Below are 21,051 nucleotides of genomic sequence, written 5' to 3' on the forward strand. Positions count from 1 at the left end.
AAGGATATTAACGATTTGATTATCAGTAAAGCGTGTCTTTTTCATAGGATTCTCCTGCTGGTATATTTTAGCAGTTAATCTCTATTTCTAAGTGTTCTTATTTATTGGGGGGATTACCGGTTCAGTCGGTTTATTCCCTTTAATTTTAAAGTCAAGTGCAAAGTAGGTAATACCGATTGTCCTTCCTATGACAAAGTCCTTTGGAAGGTAAGAAATGTTGGAGAGGTAGCAGAAAATAAAGACTGTATTCGTGGTCAGATTGAAGAAAGAGCATATGAAATAATCGAGCCAACCTCATTCAGAGGTACACATTGTATCGAGTGTTATTTGATAAAGGATGAGATATGCGTTGCGATTGGACGCGTAGATGTTCCAATTGGGCAGAGGTAGGAGTTTTCTTTGAAAGAAATTAAGAAGTTATTATTCCCTTTAATCATAATTATTGCAATTTCATTGGTTGTAGTTTATTTAGAAGGGTATAAAAAGAATTTGCTTGTTACAGTATTTATATTTATTGGAGGTTTATATGTTAAAGATAACGTAAGTAAATTATATTATCAATTAAGGTTTTTGTTAGGACAACATAGTTGGAAACGCTCACAAAGAGAATTAGAGATTTCTGGAAAGTTACAAGATAGTACATTAGTGAGAATCTCATTCGCATATCTCTTTAGAATTAAAGTATGTGGTAAGTATTTTTTAGTTCCTAATTCGAGAACTGAAAAGTATCAGCCTGTTGGTGGGGCATATAAATTTGATAGAAATGAGGCTATCTATTTGAGTAAAAAGTTTTCAGCTGAAAACGATGATTTTATTCGGGTAGACGAGGTTACAGAAATGGATTATAGGTTGCTGATTAAAAATGAAGATTTAAAGGCTTTTGTGAAAAGGTTTGATAGAACTACGTATAGAGAGAATATAGACGATTTATCCAGAGAGTTTAAAGAAGAAATTTTCAAAGCTGGTATTTTAAAACAAGAGGATTTCGGTACTTTAAATTATAGATATTGTGGAAGACATATGACAGATATTAAGCAAAGTCCAGTTGGTCGATTTGAAATTTTATTAGCAGATATTGTTGAAGTTGACTTAACAGATAATCAAGAAGAATTGTTTAAAAATCTTATGAAAAATGCTTCTATAAAGTATCAGTTTGCTACTACTAAAGATATAAAAAGTCTAGGTATGGATGTTGGGAAACAAAAATACAAGGATACTATTGCTAATCACACTTCTAAATTGTTAAGCGAAAATAGTAAAGAATTATATAAAAAAATTAGGTATAGATATAAGTACAGATCATCAATAAGTATTTCACTATAGAAAATAACTTTTGTCTTATCTTAATGTATAGCTTTGCTATACTTATTTCTCTTGTAATTAATAGAATAAACCTAACGCTGATTGGAAAAATTTTTTCGCTTCGATAGCAGCACTTATCCCGATAGGTTATGCAGTTTGCAAGCGTATAGTTTTGAAAAGTGATTAAATTAAGAGGAACGGTTCAGTTAATAACGAAATAAAAAACCCCTATTAAGGGGTTTTTTTATATAAAGCTAAAATTGAATACGCCTAAATCATCGCCCTTACCCTTGCCATAATCCCGCGTCCAATCACCAATCTCACATAAATAATGGCAATTGCAAACAGCAATACAACTAATGCCGCACCGCCAATCGCCAAGCTCGTCCACGGTACACTAAACTGTAGATTAAACCACTGTGTAATGGCCGCCCATGCGCCAACACTGGCGATGACAACGGCAAAGGTCGCCGCGCTAATACCAAGCACGCCCAACTCTAAGATATTGAGCATATATAGGTCGCGTTTTTGCATACCGAGCAGTCTAAATGACGCGCTGTCTTTCATGCGATCTTGTGAGGTGGACAGTAGCGAGCTGATCAGCACCATGACCCCAGTGAGCAGAGCAAGCAAGGTAAACACATAGACCAAGCGGCTCATTTGTACAACCAGCTCTTGGATTTGCTTGGCAATGGCAGTGCCGTCAATCGTGGTGACAGCAGGGAACTCGCGTACCAGTTTGCCTTGTAGTTCTGGAATGTCATTCTCTGATACGTGGGCAGTAGCAAATTGAATTTGCGGAGCTGCGGACAGCACCGACGGCTCAAACAAGAAGTAAAAATACGGACTTGGGCCACGCTCATAGCGCGTGCGAATACTGGTGATTTGGCCGATGATTTCGATACCTTGAATGTTAAAGCGCACCTGATCGCCCATACCGACATTGAGCATACTGGCGGCAGTATCTAAGATAGATAAGGGTTTGACTTGCTCATCTGTCGCATCGATAGGGGTATATAGCGCGTCGTCTGTGAGCGACTCAGTGATATATTCGGTCTCCATGATCGTATCTGCGTAGCTCAAATTAAACACACGCGTAGGGTCATCAAACCCATCCTCAGGCTCAATATCTTTTGCCGGTACGTCATTTGCCGTCTCCACACGGGCACGAATGACGGGATAATAAGTGACGGGTGCTTCAATGATCGCATCAATATCGTCATGTTGATCGCTCTGCACATCCAGCAAAAACAAATTGGGCGCGTCTTCGGGATAGGCATTGATAAACTGCGCATTAATACTGTGATTGAGTGTGGTGATGAGCGTCAGCACTGCCACCGATAACGATAAAGTGACAAAGAACAACACTGATTGGTTGCCTTTACGCGCAAGGTTATGAATGGCAATGCGCTGCATCCAACTGACCTTGGTATTGCTCGCCAATTTGGCAAGCAGCCAGAGCCACCCACGCGCCAGTAGCCAAAATATCGCTACAAAACCGATCAACCCACCCAATAACTGCACCCCTAATGACAGTGAGCCAACTTCATAAGCAAAGAAGGCATACAACCCTGCCAGCACCAAGCCATACCATAGTAGCGGCACGCGTCGATACCAAGGCAGGTTTTGTGTCTGGGTGCTCGCCCCTTGATTGAGTAGGGTAGCGGGTTTAGTCGTGTTAAGCGCGCTCAAACCACGCTGCGCAATCAGCAACGTTAGGACCAAGGCAATCACAATAGTCTTAATTGCACTGATTGAATTGATGGCTAGGCCAACGTCAGCAGGCAAGATAGCAACCATATACGGTTGAACGATTTTGAGTAAGCCCAAACTAAGTGCAATCGCTGCGATACAAGCGATGGCGGTCGTGATGATGAGCAATTGATAGTAGCTACGTTTGAGTGACCCAAGCGGCTCGCCTAGCGCCAAACGAATGGCATTATTGGACTGTTGCTTACTGACAAACGCGCTAATGACGCCATACATAGCGACCGCAGATAATAGCAACACTGCGATGACCAGTAACTTTAAAAACATCAGTACATTATCAGAGATACGCGAGACCGAAGTATCTGCAGACTCTGCGTCAGAGAGCTCGATATCGGGATAATTGGTCAGGATGTCTGTAAGCTTATCGCGCTGCGTGGTTATCAGCTCTGGATCGCCTGCCATCTCGATATGATAGTTTATGCGGCTACGTTGACCCAATAGGTTGGTTGCCGCAAGCGAGTCTTGATGCATTAAGACACGTCCACCGAAACCAAAGGTGGTCAGCGGACGATCAGGTTCTTTGGTCAGTACATCACTTATTGTGAACTGCGCATCGCCGATGGTGATACGGTCGCCGACATTGGCCTGTAGACTACTGAGCACTTCTGGTGCGACGATGACACTGTCAGACGTCAGCTGCTCCCACAGTGGCTGTCCTGAGGCAAGCTCCGCTGTGCCGTATAAGGGATACGACGGCGAGACGGCTTTGACGCTGGCAAGCAAGGTTTGCTCATCATTGACCAGCATGGCGCTAAACTGATAGTCATACACCGTCTGCGTATCGGGAATGGTTTCTACCTGCGTCAATACTTCACTTGGCCAGTCTTGCTTGCTGTTTAGAATTAAATCGCCACCAACGAGCGCGCGCTGATTGTCATTGATATAGCGATCGACAGACTGCTGCACCGAGTCGAGGGTCAGGTAAGTTGCAAGTGACAAGGTCAACGTTAGTAGAAACAATACCGGATATACCCAGCGTTGCCACCAGCTACGGCTTAGTGCTTGAGAGCCCAGTGTTTGACCGCTAAAGAAACGGTTCCCTTTGGGATTAGTAGCCTTATTATTGATAGCAGTATCGCTTTTTGTGATCGTAGCTTTAGTCATAATTTTTTGCTTAATCGGTAGACGTATTAAGAAATTTTAGAGTGTATCATCAGGTAACCAGATATAGATAAAGTCAAACAACTCTGCATCTGTCATATCAGTTAATGAATGAGTTTTTTATCTTTAACTGTCTTATATACTGCGCTAGCTACTACTTTCTGGTAAAGAAGAGACTTACCTTTTGTTTGTTGTTCAAACCAGTGTTTATTTATTTTGCTAGGTAAATTATAGAACAAAGAAAAATCTAGCTGTTTACTGAGGTGGTTCAACTTTTCATATTTATAAGTATCAAAGTAATATAGATGTCTTAATGCATCATTTTGTAGTGTATTTTGCTCATTCTGTAGTAAGTCTAAAAAACAAAGATACTCATCATCATTTTCCATAAAGTACGTCAAAGGGTATAGGAAATAATTATTTGCTCTCAAATATCCCTTACTTATTGCTTGTAGAGTAAGCTGACTTATCTCGTCTCTGTTGGCATTGATGAAAGGTTTTGAGTAATGCTCTAATATAAAAGAGAGAGCAAAAGTAATGGAATAATCGTCTAAGTCAGCCATCTGTTTCAAATAATAAAGCGCGTTATCTAATTTATAGATCGAGATTAACTGATTAATTGCTTGGCTATAATCTTCGGTTTCAAAAGTGAACTTTCCAGCAAGTAAGTCTTTTGCCAAGTTTTCTATCTCAAGAGTTCCCATTGAACTAACCTTATTGAAGTAGAGCATTAAAGAATAAGGGATGAACTCCTATTTATTCATCAATTCGACCATCATGCATGGTGATGACACGATCTGCCATCTCGGCAAGTGCAGGATCGTGAGTCACGACCACCAGTGCTGAACCAACCTGTTGTCGCAAGTCCAATAGCAGCTGCATGACTTGATCGGCATTTTGCTCATCCAGATTGCCTGTAGGCTCATCAGCGAATACGATTTTTGGATGCGATACCAGTGCTCGTGCCACCGCTGTACGTTGCTGCTCACCGCCCGATAGTTGATTGGGCAAGCTATGACGGCGATGACCCAAATCAACGGCATCAATTAGCTCGTCTACTCGTGCTGGGTTTGGACGTCTGGCAATATCAAGTGGAAAGGCGATGTTCTCGGCTACTGTCAAGGTTGGAAGTAGATGGAATGACTGAAAGACAAAGCCCATATCATGCTGACGAATGACCGCCAGCGCATCTTCATCAAGGCTGCTTAAAGTTTGCCCTGCCAGTGACACTGTACCGCTATCGGGATAATCTAATGCTGCGAGCAACCCTAATAAGGTAGATTTGCCTGAGCCAGACTTGCCCATAATGACCACAAACTCGCCAGCGTTGATATGAATGTTCACATCTTTAATGATTGATAGGGTTTGCTCGCCGACTTGCACGGTTTTGTTGAGTTTATTAGCAGTCAGTAGGGCTTCTGTTTTAACGTTTACTTGTGGCATTGACGCGGCAATCGAAGGTGATGATGTCATTACAGTGTCTCGTTAAGTAGTCTCATTTGTCGTATTTTTTGTCGTCTCATCTTGAGCATTTTCAGTTGCGTTGTCTGCATCGGCTATTTTTAGCGCTTCTAGTTTAGGCGCTAGGATAGGCAAGATATTGTCATTAACGATAATTGCGTAGCCTTCTTTAGTCGGATGAATGGCATCGGCTTGATTGAGCGCAGGATCACCGCCCACACCATCCAAAAAGAAAGGAATCAGCGTCACGTTCATGTCTTTGGCGATGCGAGGATATATCGCTGCAAATGACTTCACATACTCAGAGCCAAGGTTGTCATAGATTTGCATGCCGCCCAAAATGACGATACTGCCATTATCCTGTAGACGTTTGACCGCGGTACGAATATTTGCTTCAACTGTCGCCACATCGATACCGCGTATGGCATCGTTAGCACCAATGGTCAAAATCGTCACATCAGGCTTAGTTTGCAACACCCAGTCTAAGCGATTGACCAATCCCGTGCTGGTTTCACCGCTCAATCCTGAATTGATAACTTTGGCATTGTCGTAACCCATTGCTTGCAGACGATCTTCTAACTGAGCAGGATAGTTGTCATCTTTGTCTACCCCAAGACCTTCTGTCAGGGAGTCGCCCAATGCCAAGATCGTTAATGGCGCTTGCTGTGCAGTGGATGTTGCCGGTTGCTCAAATTTTGTCGTTTGAGGTTCGGCAGTTTGAGTACTGTTTTGCATGCCATTATCGGTGCTAGGTTCAGATGGTTTTTGGCAACCACCGAGCGCCATTACGGTTGTTAAAACAGCCAATGTTGGTAAGTGTCGAGCGAAACGAATGGATAAATTCATCATGATTATTCTGTCCTATAAGCAATCAAACCAGTGTAGCAAAATAAGATAGACACCAATATTATCCTAAGGTTACTGTAGTTTTTGATATTAAAGCTTTTTGCCATCGACCATCACTGGACGACTCACTACCCAAGCAATGACGACGTTGATAACCATCAAAATGAGCATAATGAATAGGGGTAAATCCCAGCTGCCAGTCGCTTCATGTAGCCAACCTGTACCTAAGGGACCAAAAAACGCAATCAAATAACCGACGAATTGCGCCATACCAGACAGCTCACTAGATTGGTTGGTCGTATAAGTACGTAAGGAGAACAGCATCATACTCAAGGTGAAAATAGCGGAGCAGCCAATGCCCATCAGACCTGACCACAACCACGCGAGGTCGGTAGATAAATAATTGATTCCTAAAATACCAATAACATTCAGCACCGCTGCAAACACCGCCAGCGCCTGAATAGGGCGGCCACGATTGATCAGCCACGTCAGGCTCAAAATAGAGACTGGCGCCATAAACTGAAACACTGAAGCCATTTGTCCTGCTTGCACTGCAGATAGCCCTTTGCTGACCCAAATAGAGGGTAAGAAACTGGCAACGGTATAAAATAATAGTGATTGCAGCCCCATAAATACCGCAATTTGCCAAGCAAAAGGCGTACGCCACATGGAGATGTCAGAAGATCCAGAGGTAGGTGGCACAATTGCTTGATGACTAGACGAACCCAGACGCAACCGCAAAAATATCCAAATAATGATCGCAAAAATGCCCAATAGCGACCACCCACCCAGTGCCCATTGCCAGCCCACTTGCTCAGATAATGGCAATACAACTCCAGCGACGATGCCTGCCGTTACCGTCATCGTTAGACTAAATAGCCCTGTTATGAGTGGAATATGCTGGGGCGTACGCTGTTTAATAACAGGGGCAGCTAAGGTATTCGCAAAACCGATAGCCAAGGTCAACAATAATGTACCAATCAAAAATCCAGACCAAGTGGGAATAACGGTACGAATCATCATACCAATCGTTAATAACGCAATCATCGCAATGAGCGTATTCTCAAGCCCAAAACGCTTACCAATGGCTGGCGCGATCAGTGCGCCCACTGCAAAAGTCAGCATGGGCACTGCTCCTAGCCAACCAATCTGCGTCTCAGAGATATTGAGGGCATCTTGTACGACGGGGGCAATAGAGCCAAGAGCAACAATAGGTGCACGCATATTGGTGGCGAGCAAAATCATGGCACATAAAATGAGCCAAAAAGTGAAGCGTGAGGAGGGCAGCTCAAACGGTGACGGCGTATCTGAATGAGACTGTAATGGCACATCAGGTGGCAAATCAGTAGAGGTAGACATAGCAGCACGACTATTAGAATAAGAAAAAGGACACGTCATTAAACAGCGCCGAAGCATCGTCGCTTGTAAATAACACCAAAGAAAACGCACCTAGACGGTGACTAAAATCATTAATTAGAATCGTAAATTAGCACTAGAGATTACTTGCAGAATACAAGATATATGAGTAACCATTTTGAAAGCGCGCTTATCTTCAATCGCCTATCAACTGGATACGGTATTAGATTTATTGAGTCTACTATTATTAACAGGCCCTGCACGTGCCATATTGATATCCAAAATATCTTAAAGCGATGCTAATTAGATACGTCGCGGCTGGCACAACTAAAAATAGCGCCAGTCCCTTGCAAAGGACTAGACGCTATTATAAGAACAGATGTTAGGTAAATACTACCAGCGTATGGTAACAAACGCGGTATTTATAAAATTTAGTTTATACAGGTTTGCCTAGCTGAGCGGCTTTAAGGGCATTTTCTTGCTGTTCTGCCACGATTGAATCACACTTATTGGGATCATTTCCACAAAACGAGCAATTTTCATCACCCATTAGTTTAGCAACGCCGCCACAAGATCCTCTAAGCGGCTTCTTTTTAACCATATAACCGATACCCATAAAGATAAAGAACAGGACGAATACGGTAAAGGTGATGGCAAGCATGGGAAGCAATTGACTAAGCATAGAGGAAACCTCGATTTTTAAAAATAGTGTGGCTATCTACTAGGGTAATACCTTAATAGTATAGCAAAACCAGTATAGCAAATTTTTGTATGGCTCGTTGATGGTTATCGAGCCGTTTACAGTATAGCGATTAAGCTCTATTGCGACTAGGTTCTAAGGCTGTTTGTCAGCACGTAATGCTTGCATCGCTGGTGTTTGTACCACTTGCCACTGGTCAGTATTCTTATCAGAATCCGTCGCCTTTGCCTCATCAGCTAAAACAACAAACAAGGCAGCTATATCTTGTGCTTTGGCTGTTGCAAGGGCTTTTTTATAAGGCATCGCAGTGAGGGCGGTTGCCCACGCATCTGCCAGTGCGACTGAGTCTGCTGCAACGGTTACTGATGGTGCGCCGCCCGCGATAGGCTTGCCAGTGGTTGGATCAATCGTATGACTGTAGCGCTGACCGTCGAATATGACGGAATTACGATAGTTGCCAGAAGTTGCCAAATACATCTGATTATCGGTATTGATGGGTTGACGAATCGCTGATATTGTTTGACGCTCGCTGACCGTACTGTCCTCAATAGGCGCATCAATCGCAATTTGCCACGGCTGCTGTTGGTTATTGACCCCAGAGGTTGCAATTTCACCCCCTATCTCTACCATGTAGTTGCGAATTTGATAGTCATCTCTGAGCACATCGGCGATTACATCGACGCCATAACCTTTAGCAACTGCTGAGAAGTCAAGCCCGACGCCATCTTTGGTTTTATAAATGCTCTGCTCTTTTTGTATGATGCTCTCAAAATCTACCAAGGCTTTTGCTTGAGCAATCTCAAGTGCTGTTGGCGGACTTTGCAAGCGCTCAACGGTCATGGTGCTACCAAAGCCCCAAGTCTCTACCAATGGCATGACGGTAGGATCAAAGGCGCCACCAGATTGCTGATAGACGATTCGTGACACATCAAGCACGTGAGCAAAATCTGCATCGATAGTGAGGGGGATGTCTTTACCTAACTGGTTGAATTTAGAGATAGTAGAGTCTGCTTGATAGGTAGACATACTGTCATTGATTTGCTGCAAGCGCTTATCAATCGACGCTTGGATGGCCGCTTCATCTGCATTCGCAGGTAGCTGATAACTGATATGGTAGCTCGTTCCCATGGTCTCACCGCTGAGATAATCATAATCTGGCGTTTGCTGGCAAGCACTAAGACTGAATACAGCACTGATAGCCATAACGGGCAATAAGGTGGTTTTCATCGATTTGTTAGACAATGAGAGTGAGGCTAATTTTTGCATTATTGGTTTTCTCATATTAATCATAATGGCTTTTATGGCAAAAGGGTGAGTGGCACGTTCTATTAGCGTCGCCCATTTTACACCCCTTGTCACCCATAACGCCAATCATCGACTTAAGACCTAGTGGCTTAAACGACTAAATTTATTTTACTTTTGATTCACGGATGAGCTTATATAGTTTTGGTGGCGATAGGCGGTTGACTGTGGTCGCCAGTTTTTCTTTAGTGCCTGCCACGATGATGTATTCTTCACCTTTAGTCAGTGCTTTGACAACTTGTTTGGCAAAGGTTGTTACGGTTAATCCTTTATTGGTTGCCTCGTCCATCGTTCCTTGCGCGCTACCGTCACCAGTCAAGGCGTTAATAGAAATACTGGTTTGAATAAATCCAGGGAATATCGTTGCCACCTCTATGCTTTGTTCATGCAGTTCCGCACGCAGACTGTTTGCCCACATATGAAGTGCGGCTTTGGCTGCTCCATAAGCGCCGCGATATTGCGTGCCTAATAAACCTGCAACGCTCGATACCATGACAATTTTGCCGCCACCTTGCGCGATCATATTGGGCAGTACCAGTCTGGTAAGACGTGTCTGCGCAAAATAATCTATCTCCATAATTTGGCGCTCAACTTCTTCACTAGTATCCATAATAAGCGAGCGTTGACTGATACCAGCATTATTAATAAGCCAATCAATTTTTCCAGCTTGAGCTTTAGCTGTCTGATACGCGTCTTTTGCTTGTTTGGCATCGGTGATATCAAAAGGGATGATGAAATGGTTTTTGCTATTTTTACAGCGGCTTTTGACTGCTACTAATTTTGCCTCATCATGCCCACTTAAAATAATGGTGGCACCACGTTTGGCAAAGGCGATGGCTAATGCTGCACCGATACCACTAGAAGCACCAGTAATCCAAATGGTCAAATCTTTAATGTTGGTTTTCATAAGAATCCTTTCTTAAGGCAATAAACAATTAATCATATAGTAGAGGGCAGGCGGTCTGCCATTTAGATTTGTAGGCTTATTATGCAAGGGTTACATTTAGTCAAAGCCAAAAAAAGAGCCTCGGTTGAGACTCTTTTTTATTTATAATTTTAAAATACTTTTTTACGTAACCATTTACGTAGCCACTTGCTTAGTTACTCACTTAACCACCGAAGTCATCAAGCATGATGTTTTCATCTTCCACGCCTAAGCTGTGTAGCATGTCGATGACCGCCGCATTCATCATCGGTGGCCCGCACATGTAGTATTCACAGTCTTCTGGGTTTGGATGGTCTTTCAGATAATTTTCAAGTAGTACATTATGGATAAAGCCGGTTGGACCTTCCCAATTGTCTTCTGGTAATGGATCGGACAAAGCCACATGCCACTCAAAATTATCAAACTCTTCTGCGAGTTGATCATAATCTTCAACATAGAACATCTCACGAATAGAGCGTGCACCATACCAAAAGCTGATTTTACGCTTAGTATGTAAGCGTTTAAGCTGATCGAAGATGTGCGAGCGCATCGGTGCCATACCTGCACCACCACCAACGAAAATCATTTCAGCGTCAGTCTCTTTGGCAAAGAATTCACCATAAGGACCTGAAACCGTTACTTTATCGCCAGGTACTAGGCTAAATACCCATGATGACATTTTGCCTGGTGGAATGCCGTCAGGACCGCGTGGCGGTGGACTGGCGATACGAATATTAAACTTAATAAGGCCTTTTTCTTCAGGGTAGTTGGCCATCGAGTAAGCACGAATAACTGGCTCATCAACTTTTGAGACATAGTTGAAAATACCAAATTTTTCCCAGTCTTCGCGGTATTCTTCGTCAATTATAAAGTCTTTATAATGCACTTCATGCGGTGGCGCCTCTAACTGCACATAACCACCAGCACGGAAGTTCACTTCTTCGCCATCTGGAATTTTAAGGACCAGCTCTTTAATAAAGGTAGCAACGTTATCATTAGAGAGAACTTCACATTCCCACTTTTGTACATCAAAAAACTCAGGGTCAATCTCGATTTTCATGTCTTGCTTAACGGCTACCTGACAAGCCAAACGCATGTGATTGCGAATTTCGCCTTGAGTAAAATAGCCTTCTTCGGTGGGCAAGATAGAGCCGCCCCCTTCAATAACGCGGCAACGACACTGCGCACAAGTACCACCGCCACCACAGGCTGAAGATAAGAAAATACCTTCGCTTGCAAGGGTTTGTAGTAATTTACCGCCTGCTGGGGTCACGACGTCATTATCGGGATTATCATTGATATGGATGGTAACATCGCCTGAACTGACCAGTCTTGAGCGCGCCGCCAAAATAATGGCAACGAGGCCCATGATGATCAAGGTAAACATAGCAACGCCACCAATCGCCGTAGCGTAATCCATGGTAGGTATCCTTAATCTATGGAGTAGGGGTGCGAAAAGACGTCATTGCGTGTTTCCTGAACCCCTACCGAATAAATGAATTAAATAGGTCAAATCGCTAAATAGGCTGTTAAGCTTAGCGGTCTAAATTGACATACCGCCGAAAGACATAAAGCCAAGTGACATTAGACCAACTGTGATAAAAGTAATACCAAGACCACGCAGCGGTGCTGGAATGTCTGAGTATTTTAACTTTTCACGGATACCGGCCAATGCGGTAATCGCCAATGCCCAACCGAAGCCTGCGCCCACACCATACACGACAGATTCGCCGAAATTATAGTCACGCTCAACCATAAACAGTACACCACCTAAGATGGCACAGTTTACAGTGATGAGTGGCAAGAACACCCCAAGGGCGTTATACAGACTAGGGACGAACTTATCGAGGAACATCTCTAGAATCTGTACGGTCGCAGCAATCAAGCCGATATAACTGAGCAAGCCCAAAAAGCTTAAGTCGATATCAGGGAAACCTGCCCATGCCAGCGCACCATCTTTTAGAATGAACTGAAAGAGTAAGTTGTTTAGCGGTACGGTAATCGCCATCACGACGACCACGGCAACACCCAGACCAATAGCGGTTGAAACCTTCTTTGATACAGCCAAGAAAGTACACATACCTAAGAAATAGGCCAGCGCCATATTCTCAATAAAGACTGAGGTTATAAATAAACTAACATAATGTCCCATTAGTGACCGCCTCCATGTGCCATGCCTTTAGACTGCGGCTTCATTACAAATTCAGCATCTTCAACCTGCTCAGGTTTCCAGATACGGATAATGGCAATGAACAAACCAATAATAAAGAATGCTGACGGTGGCAACAGTAATAGACCGTTCGGAATATACCAACCGCCATCAGTGACAGGCTGTAGGATGGTGATACCAAACCACGTACCTGAGCCAAGTAGCTCACGGATAGTCGCAACAAACAGCAAAACCGCAGAATAGCCAAGACCATTACCAATACCATCTAAAAAGCTTGGCACTGGTGGATTGCTCATGGCAAATGCTTCGGCACGACCCATCACGATACAGTTGGTGATAATCAAACCAACGAAGACCGACAAGCCTTTACTCACATCATAAGCAACGGCTTTTAGCACCTGATCGACCAAGATAACCAAGGAAGCAATAATTGTCATCTGTACGATAATACGAATGCTTGAAGGGATTTGCTTACGAATGATCGAGATAAAGAAGCTTGAAAACGCCGTGACTAAGGTCAACGCCACACACATTACCATGGCATTGGCCATGCTGGTGGTGACAGCCAGCGCCGAACAGATACCAAGAATCTGTAGGGCAATGGGGTTATTATCAAAAATAGGCGAGGTTAAAATACTTTTAGTGTCAGCCATGTTATGCCTCCTTGCCGTTTGCTACTGGTCGTTTGGCTGCCAGTTCGGTTTCAGGTTGAGCGCTCAGCGTTGATTGCGTAGCTTGTGTATCTGCCGCATTATCAATTGCTTGACCACTCTCTTTACGTAGCGTATCTAAATAGGGCTTATAACCTTGCTCACCCAACCAAAACTGAATCATGTTACTGACACCGCGACCGGTCAAGGTTGCACCACTGATACCATCGACCCAGTTCTCTTTTGGTGTACCCGCTTTGGTCACACCCGTGGCAACATTACCGTTTTCGTCATATGAGTGGATACCGCTCCACTTCGCACGCCACTCTGGCTCTTCGATACGAGCACCTAGACCTGGGGTTTCTTTATGCTCATAAAAGCTGATGCCTTTAATGGTATTCATATCGCTTTCAAGGGTTAAGAAACCATAGATAGTGCCCCATAGTCCATAGCCTTGAATCGGCAAAACAACCATTTCAGGTTTGCCTGCGTCATCTTTTTTAACATAGACTTTGGCATATTTAGGTTTACGACCAATACCAGCAGGGTCATTGTTGCCTAAATCTTCACTCAGTGCTTTATTCTTAGTCGCTTGGCTTGCGTCATAAGCATTACGATCAGGGATGCCAGCGGCTTTTAGCGCTTCATCATCAACGTAGCTGCCTTTACTTAAGTCAATAATTTCGACATCGAAATCTTTAAAACGTTCAGCAACATCATCTGCTGTATCAGACTCGGCATCGTACATGCCAGCGGCGACCAAGATGTTTTTGTTACGGTCTAAGCGTGCGTTTTCAATTTGAGCAGGTTTTAGACCAACCGCTACTGCTGAAACTAAGACGGAACACACCAAGCATAGCGTCAATGCCACACTGATGGTTTTCGCATTATTACTTTTGGGCTTGGACATAACGAACCCTCCGAGCTGTTTGGCGTTTGATGTTTGCTTGGGTCACAAAGTAATCAAACAATGGAGCAAATAAGTTGGCGAATAAAATGGCCAGCATGATGCCTTCTGGGAAAGCTGGGTTCACGACGCGAATCAATACCGTCATAAAGCCAATCAAGATACCATAAGCCCAGCGGCCTTTATTGGTATGTGCTGCTGATACAGGATCGGTTGCCATAAATACGGCACCAAAGGCGAAGCCGCCGATAACTAAGTGCCAATAAAACGGCAGGTTCATCATCATATTGTCTTCAGAACCAATCATATTAAAGACAAGAGAAGTAGCAATCAGACCTACTACACAACCTGCCATAATACGCCATGAAGCAATACGCGTCCAAAGTAGAACAACGGCACCCATTAGGATAGCCAGTGTTGATACTTCACCGATACTGCCTTGCATATTACCTAAGAACGCATCACCCCAAGTGATTGCATTACCATAGACGTCGACGAAGTCTTGAGGAACGACGCCTAACGCGGCAAGACCAAGTGGCGTCGCACCAGAAAAACCATCAACAGCTGTCCATACTGAGTCACCAGACATATAGGCTGGATACGCAAAGTATAGGAATGCGCGACCCGATAGGGCAGGGTTCAGGAAGTTTTTACCCGTACCACCGAACACTTCTTTTGCGACTACCACACCAAAGATAATACCGAGGGCAACTTGCCATAAAGGGATATCTGGTGGTAAACAAAGCGCAAACAGCACTGAGGTCACAAAGAAACCTTCGTTGACTTCATGGCCGCGCACTACAGCAAAAATAATCTCACAGAGAATACCGACCGCAAAAGTGACGATATAAATCGGTAAAAATTGCATCGCCCCGTAAACGAAGCTTGCCCAGATACTGTCTGGGTTATAGCCTGCCATACTGGTGATAACGGTACGCCAGCCTTCAGGCTGCAAACCAAGGGTTGCAATCGCCGTTAGTGCTTGATGACCGATGTTGTACATACCCCAAAACATGGCTGGGAAAGTACATAACCATACGGTAATCATAATACGCTTTAGATCGATACCGTCGCGTACGTGTGATGCTGAGTATGTGGTTGAGCTTGGTTGACGCAAAAACGTATCAAACATCTCAAAGATAGCATAGTATTTTTCGTGTTTGCCACCCTTGGTGAAAGACGGCTCCATACGATCGAACATATTGTGTAAAAATTTCATCGTGGTTAGCCCTCCAGCTCAATGCGCGTCAAGTTATCACGCAAAATATCACCGAATTCATATTTGCCAGGAGATACGAAGGTGCATAATGCTAAATCTTCTTCGTCCAATTCGAGCACGCCCAAATCTACGGCGCTAATCATGTCTTCGACAATTAATGCACGTAGTAACTGTGTCGGCAGATAATCTTGCGGCATGACCTCTTCATAAACCCCGATAGGTACCATCGCTCGCGGTGAACCATTACTCGTGGTCGTAAAGTTATATTTCTTATTACCAAAAAACTTAGAAATATAAATAGGCAGCTTAGAGAAACGGTTGGTGCCGACACTTAGGAAATGGAACGCTGGACGTTCACGCCCTTCAAGCAGCACACTGATTTGATTATGAAAGCGACCAAGATAAGCCGTATTGCCAAACACTTTGCGACCTGACAACACCGAACCAGAAATAATACGGTTCTCGCCAGCCGCCAGCTGTCCTTTGGTCAGAGCAGCGATATCAGCACCGCGCTCAGTAGCCACCAAACGTGGCTTGGTGACCGCAGGACCTGCCAAACTAATGATACGGCGCGTATATAAGCGACCGCTGGTGAATAGCTTACCAATCGCAATCACGTCTTGATAGCCAATCGTCCATACGGTCACGCCGCGCATGATTGGGTGCAAAAAGTGAATGTGCGTGCCAGCCAGACCAGCAGGATGCTTACCAGCAAAGCTATGATACTCAGTGACATTATTAGCCGCCATTTTGGCAACTGGCGTCAACTGGGCATCACCATGATGGCAAACAAAGGTCTTGGGGCTGAGCGTCGATAAGACAGCAAGTCCGTCATTGAACGCTTGCAACTGATCGCTAATCAGCAGCATCGGGTCAAATGCTAATGGATTGGTATCCATAGCGGTGACAAAAATAGCATGAGGACGGGCACCGATTTCTGGCGCACGGCTATAAGGGCGCGTGCGAAACGCGGTCCATTCGCCAGAGGCAAGCAGTTGGGTTTCAACAACTTCAGCGTCTAGGTCAGCAAGTTGCTGGGAGTCATAGCGCTCGAAATCTACTTCTTCACCGTTTGGGTCGACCGCAATCACAAGGCTCTCAAACACACGTCGTTCACCGCGTTTAATCGCGACGACTTTACCAGCAGCAGGGGCAGTATAGATAACGCCAACTCGTTTTTTGTCTTCAAAAACGGGCTGACCCTTTGCTACGATATCACCTTCTTTGACATTCATCGTGGGCTTCATGCCCACATAATCATAGCCAATAACGGCGACATGTGTCGGTTGGTGCTCAGATATCTCGCGGGATGATTCACCGGTGATGGGCAAATCCAAACCTTTTTTGATGGTAATCATAAGCGAAAACTTAGTCCATAGTCTAAAACGATACCAGACGTCCTGTTTGGTATATCGGTAGCATGAACATCTGCGTCATTCAATAAAGCCCCCACGTCTCTCTTCCTATAGTAGGATAGTGACAAAGGATCTCTGAAAATAACGCATGATCATAACTACTAGTAAGAGTATTAACGCTGACCTTAGACTCCTTAACAACACGTTAATGTCTTATTCGAATGACCAAAGTGGCGACTGGCTACCAAGGTGTATGTTAAAACCATCAAATCAAACGCAATCTTTTAAGCCTTTAGCGAAAATGATTGTGTAGACAATAGCTCTATCATACGTTTCATTGAAAATTAAAGCTTGTAACACCAGCGCAATTGACCACCCTTATCGGTTTGGTATCTTGTTAATAGATACGCAACTAGATAAGAATGCAGCCAAAAGATGATCTATCGAAATAGATGATAAACTGGTTGACAGACAAACTAGCGAAGCCATTATTAAGTAGATTTCACTCACATCAATAAGCGGCTATACAGCTAGTAATGACTGTTCTAAAATAGTTAGCTAGTGATAGAGAGATGATAGAGACTATAAAAAAGAAAGAAGCGTCATTAGAGTTTAGTGCTGTAGAGTAGACTGTTTAGAGGCCACCAGTTGAAATTTCTAATATAACCCTTCTTAGCAATATGTCAGCCAACATCAAAAAGATGCACTTAGCTGCTGCTCGACTCATCCTGACCGCTATGCAACACTAAGCCATAAATGACTCAATAAAAAGCGCAGCGCATGGTTACTATCACATAGAAACAAATAAAAATTTACCTAGGATTATACGCTAAATTGACCTAAAATTGCCAGTCAGTAATTGAATTTATCTAATGTTGCCAGTGATTCAATGTATTAAAACTTATGGTTATGATTGACAGTTTTTTTATGGTCATTTCTATCTATCGAAGCGGCTTTTGGGTCTATCATGGATAGCTTTTGATTCGTCTGTATATTAAGTCACTTTTGAATGATGTTTTTATATATGTTTAGAGTGTGTTGAACGTTCAATACACCCTGATTTTTGAATTTACTTTTCTAAATGTATTTACCGTTGTGCTTTATAAGGAATGCTATATGTGTGCTGTGCCTGTCATTATCCCAGCTATTGATTTAAAAGATGGTAAATGTGTCCGCTTAAAACAAGGCCGTATGGAGGATGATACGGTTTTTTCTAATGATCCAGTGGCCATGGCAGCACGCTGGGTAGAGGAAGGTGCACGTCGACTGCATTTGGTTGATTTGAATGGGGCATTTGATGGCGTACCCGTTCATAGACAAGTGGTGAATGACATTACCAAAGCGTATCCGAATCTGCCTATTCAGTTGGGCGGCGGTGTGCGCAACATGAACACCATTGAGCAATATATTACGGCTGGTTTGACTTATATCATCATTGGTACAAAAGCGGTCGAAGATCCTAGCTTTGTGACTGAGGCTTGCCGCGAATTTCCGGGTCATATCATTGTAGGCATCGATGCAAAAGACGGCATGGTAGCAACCCATGGTTGGGCAAATGTGACCGATACCAAGGCGACTGAGCTTGCGAAGCGCTTTGCAGATGTCGGCGTATCGTCGATTGTCTACACCGATATCAACCGCGATGGCATGATGCAAGGCGTCAACGTTGAACAAACTGTCAATTTAGCACGTGAAGGCGGCTTGCCTGTGATTGCCTCAGGCGGCGTGACCAATATGAAAGATATCGAACTGCTGAAACCTTATGGCGATTGTATTGAAGGTATCATTACTGGTCGCGCAATCTATGAAGGCACGTTAAACTTGGGCGAGGCACAAGTTTATTTAGACAGTTAATGATTATTGAACATTTAATAAAGAAAGATGAGTACGAAAATCTATAAAAAGCAAAGGATGCTTATGAACACTGACTTTGACCGCTCAACGATGCGCGATTTTATAAAAGCGTGCGGTCAAATGCTGTTGTTACTAAGCATCCTTTTTGCCTTTCCAGTGTATGCGGATGGTGAAGAGGTGACGGGTATCACCACTGCATTGGGGATAGATACAGCAGAAAATCCGGCAGCTGACAAACCTTTACTTGATGCGACATCAGAAGAGGAAGCTTCAGCATCTCCAGTGGTCATACCTGAACCAGCACCACCGCCCATAATCAGTGGTGAGAGCACCAATAATGCGCAAATCGAAACCACTCCTACTCCGCAGAAAGACAATGACATTCGTCAACGTATTCAGGGTATTTTTTCTGAAATAGAAGGTCTGCAGGCTGTCAATGTCAGCGTTACGCAAGGTGTTGTCACCTTAACCGGAGAGACGCCGAACGAGAAAAAAGCGCAACAAGCCATCAATTTGACCAACCGTCTGACAGATGTGGTCACCGTCGAAGATCGGATTGATCGCACCCTTGATGTTCAAGACAATGTCACTACCGTTTATCAAGGTCTTAAAGCACAAGCCAAAAATCTGGTCAAAGCCTTGCCGCTCCTATTGGTCGGCATTGTCCTATTTGCATTGGTGACATGGTTTGGTAGTTGGCTGTCTAATCGCAAAAAAATGTGGCAACGGCTCACGCCCAATCCGTTTGTCGCCGAATTGCTGTCACAAACCGTTAAAGTCATTTTTATTATTTTCGGTTTGATTCTTGCACTGAGTTTGATAGGCGCCGAAACCATCTTAGGCACTTTGCTTGGCGGTGCAGGCGTTATCGGTATTGCCGTTGGTTTTGCGGTCAAAGACACTATTGAGAATTACATTGCCTCGCTCATGCTCAGTATTCGCCAACCATTTCGCGCACGTGATCATATTTTGATTAATAATCAAGAGGGGATTGTAGTACGGCTAACCTCACGTGCGACTATTCTGATGACTTTAGATGGCAACCAGTTGCGCATTCCCAATGCTGAAGTGTTTAAAGCAACGATTTTAAATTACACCAAAAATCCAGAACGTCGATTTACCTTTGAGTTAGGCGTTGATGCCAATGATGATCCATTAGCGGCTATCAAAGTCGGACTGGATGCGATACATACGTTAGCATTCGTTTTAGATGAGCCAAAAGCAGTGGCTGTCATTACCAATGTTGGCGACTCTAATATCATTTTAGAATTTCAAATTTGGGTGGATCAATCAGATACGGATTTCTCAAAAGCACGCAGTATTGCCATTCGTGAGACCAAGCATGCGTTAGAAAATGAAGGCTTCAGCTTGCCTGAACCGATTTATCGTTTGCGTTTTAATAGTAACTTAGAAAAAGCGTTTGAGCATATGCAGGACAGTAACGCCAGCAGTGCTAATACTAATATGACAATTACGCCAATCACGCCCAAAGTGACCGATAAAAACCAGAATGAAGATAATAGCGTTGATGATAAGGACAAAAAACAAGCAAAGGCTCGTGCCAAATTGATTTTACAAGGTCGCAATGCTGATGAGGTGCTTAACGCCCGTCCTGACGACAAACTCATGGAAAAAGTTGAACAGGAAATTGCAGAAAGCTCTGACGAGACTGATTTACTGAATAATAATAGCCCGCAAGAATAATTTGCAAAAACCTGCCAAAAACTAGGCATAAAAAATGCAACGAAACGTATATCTGATTATCATTCAAATACGAGACATTTTTTATGCAAATGAAACACTTGATTATATTCGCCCTAGTGGGCATGGTTGCGTTACTAGGTTTCAACCTCATTAATGGCAATCAACGTGATAAAAATAGAGAGATAGTCATAAGTGACGCAGGATCTGAGCAATCTCCCGATACAGCGTTACCAAATACGGATGATGTAGAAAGTGGCTCAGCAGATGTCGCAAGCCAGCCACTTGGCAAACAGCCTAAAGCCATTCTCGATAATGCTACCGCGAAAATAGATCAGGCTCAGGAAGCAGACAAGGAACGTCTAGACCAGATGAGTAATGCGCAATAATGATTTAAGTAGTCGTTATAAAATACCACGCACAAAAAAGGCC

At 43.7% G+C, this 21,051-nt stretch carries 19 protein-coding genes; 5 read left to right on the plus strand and 14 right to left on the minus strand.

What is annotated here, in order from left to right; translation table 11 throughout:
* The first annotated feature begins 132 nt into the window (after positions 1 to 132).
* Positions 133 to 390, plus strand: a complete 258-nt coding sequence (locus ACP7AE_RS13205) for a nucleotide-binding domain-containing protein (protein WP_426243657.1) — start codon at positions 133 to 135, stop codon at positions 388 to 390.
* Between the two features lie 9 nt (positions 391 to 399).
* On the plus strand, positions 400 to 1,323 hold the full coding sequence (locus tag ACP7AE_RS13210) for a hypothetical protein (protein WP_426243633.1): 924 nt from the start codon (positions 400 to 402) through the stop codon (positions 1,321 to 1,323).
* Positions 1,324 to 1,572: 249 nt separating this feature from the next.
* Here the strand turns inward: ACP7AE_RS13210 and ACP7AE_RS13215 are convergent, their stop codons facing one another.
* From ACP7AE_RS13215 to ACP7AE_RS13280, 14 genes are all read right to left on the minus strand, one after another.
* On the minus strand, positions 1,573 to 4,176 hold the full coding sequence (locus tag ACP7AE_RS13215) for an ABC transporter permease (RefSeq protein ID WP_426243635.1): 2,604 nt from the start codon (positions 4,174 to 4,176) through the stop codon (positions 1,573 to 1,575).
* A gap of 101 nt (positions 4,177 to 4,277) precedes the next feature.
* Positions 4,278 to 4,877: a hypothetical protein gene (locus tag ACP7AE_RS13220; RefSeq protein ID WP_426243637.1), complete on the minus strand. Its 600-nt coding sequence runs from the start codon at positions 4,875 to 4,877 to the stop codon at positions 4,278 to 4,280.
* A gap of 52 nt (positions 4,878 to 4,929) precedes the next feature.
* Complete coding sequence (locus ACP7AE_RS13225; RefSeq protein WP_426243639.1) at positions 4,930 to 5,646, minus strand: ABC transporter ATP-binding protein; 717 nt, start codon at positions 5,644 to 5,646, stop codon at positions 4,930 to 4,932.
* A gap of 12 nt (positions 5,647 to 5,658) precedes the next feature.
* Entirely contained in the window at positions 5,659 to 6,483 is an 825-nt protein-coding gene (locus ACP7AE_RS13230; protein ID WP_426243641.1) for an arylesterase, read from the minus strand.
* Positions 6,484 to 6,570: 87 nt separating this feature from the next.
* Positions 6,571 to 7,839, minus strand: a complete 1,269-nt coding sequence (locus tag ACP7AE_RS13235) for a CynX/NimT family MFS transporter (protein WP_426243643.1) — start codon at positions 7,837 to 7,839, stop codon at positions 6,571 to 6,573.
* A gap of 433 nt (positions 7,840 to 8,272) precedes the next feature.
* Positions 8,273 to 8,518: a (Na+)-NQR maturation NqrM gene (gene nqrM, locus ACP7AE_RS13240; protein WP_045447638.1), complete on the minus strand. Its 246-nt coding sequence runs from the start codon at positions 8,516 to 8,518 to the stop codon at positions 8,273 to 8,275.
* A gap of 153 nt (positions 8,519 to 8,671) precedes the next feature.
* Positions 8,672 to 9,802 (minus strand): FAD:protein FMN transferase, encoded by a 1,131-nt coding sequence (locus tag ACP7AE_RS13245; protein ID WP_426243645.1) that lies wholly within the window; start codon positions 9,800 to 9,802, stop codon positions 8,672 to 8,674.
* A gap of 142 nt (positions 9,803 to 9,944) precedes the next feature.
* Positions 9,945 to 10,745, minus strand: a complete 801-nt coding sequence (locus ACP7AE_RS13250) for an SDR family NAD(P)-dependent oxidoreductase (protein WP_426243647.1) — start codon at positions 10,743 to 10,745, stop codon at positions 9,945 to 9,947.
* Between the two features lie 202 nt (positions 10,746 to 10,947).
* A complete protein-coding gene (gene nqrF / locus ACP7AE_RS13255; RefSeq protein WP_055125670.1) occupies positions 10,948 to 12,183 on the minus strand; it encodes an NADH:ubiquinone reductase (Na(+)-transporting) subunit F in 1,236 nt (411 codons plus the stop codon).
* A 123-nt stretch (positions 12,184 to 12,306) separates the two neighbouring features.
* Complete coding sequence (gene nqrE / locus ACP7AE_RS13260; protein ID WP_011281361.1) at positions 12,307 to 12,915, minus strand: NADH:ubiquinone reductase (Na(+)-transporting) subunit E; 609 nt, start codon at positions 12,913 to 12,915, stop codon at positions 12,307 to 12,309.
* Positions 12,915 to 13,586, minus strand: a complete 672-nt coding sequence (locus tag ACP7AE_RS13265) for an NADH:ubiquinone reductase (Na(+)-transporting) subunit D (protein ID WP_055125671.1) — start codon at positions 13,584 to 13,586, stop codon at positions 12,915 to 12,917. Before ACP7AE_RS13265 ends, nqrE begins: the two co-directional genes overlap by 1 nt.
* Position 13,587: 1 nt before the next feature.
* Positions 13,588 to 14,493 carry a Na(+)-translocating NADH-quinone reductase subunit C gene (locus ACP7AE_RS13270; RefSeq protein ID WP_045453837.1) on the minus strand — a complete coding sequence of 302 codons (906 nt, stop codon included), beginning with the start codon at positions 14,491 to 14,493 and terminating at the stop codon, positions 13,588 to 13,590.
* Entirely contained in the window at positions 14,474 to 15,709 is a 1,236-nt protein-coding gene (locus ACP7AE_RS13275) for an NADH:ubiquinone reductase (Na(+)-transporting) subunit B (RefSeq protein ID WP_055125672.1), read from the minus strand. Before ACP7AE_RS13275 ends, ACP7AE_RS13270 begins: the two co-directional genes overlap by 20 nt.
* Before the next feature lie 5 nt (positions 15,710 to 15,714).
* Entirely contained in the window at positions 15,715 to 17,067 is a 1,353-nt protein-coding gene (locus ACP7AE_RS13280) for a Na(+)-translocating NADH-quinone reductase subunit A (protein WP_426243650.1), read from the minus strand.
* Between the two features lie 1,113 nt (positions 17,068 to 18,180).
* On the opposite strand from ACP7AE_RS13280, the gene hisA reads away from it, so the two are divergent.
* The 3 genes from hisA (at position 18,181) to ACP7AE_RS13295 (ending at position 21,008) form a co-directional block, all read left to right on the plus strand.
* Positions 18,181 to 18,918, plus strand: coding sequence for a 1-(5-phosphoribosyl)-5-[(5-phosphoribosylamino)methylideneamino]imidazole-4-carboxamide isomerase (gene hisA, locus ACP7AE_RS13285; protein WP_201540708.1), 738 nt, complete (start codon positions 18,181 to 18,183; stop codon positions 18,916 to 18,918).
* A gap of 63 nt (positions 18,919 to 18,981) precedes the next feature.
* Entirely contained in the window at positions 18,982 to 20,622 is a 1,641-nt protein-coding gene (locus ACP7AE_RS13290) for a mechanosensitive ion channel family protein (RefSeq protein ID WP_201540709.1), read from the plus strand.
* A gap of 83 nt (positions 20,623 to 20,705) precedes the next feature.
* Positions 20,706 to 21,008, plus strand: coding sequence for a hypothetical protein (locus tag ACP7AE_RS13295; protein ID WP_201540710.1), 303 nt, complete (start codon positions 20,706 to 20,708; stop codon positions 21,006 to 21,008).
* The last annotated feature ends 43 nt before the right edge of the window (positions 21,009 to 21,051 follow it).

Origin of the sequence: Psychrobacter sp. TWP2-1-2, from assembly GCF_049896785.1 — a bacterium.
Lineage (GTDB): Bacteria > Pseudomonadota > Gammaproteobacteria > Pseudomonadales > Moraxellaceae > Psychrobacter.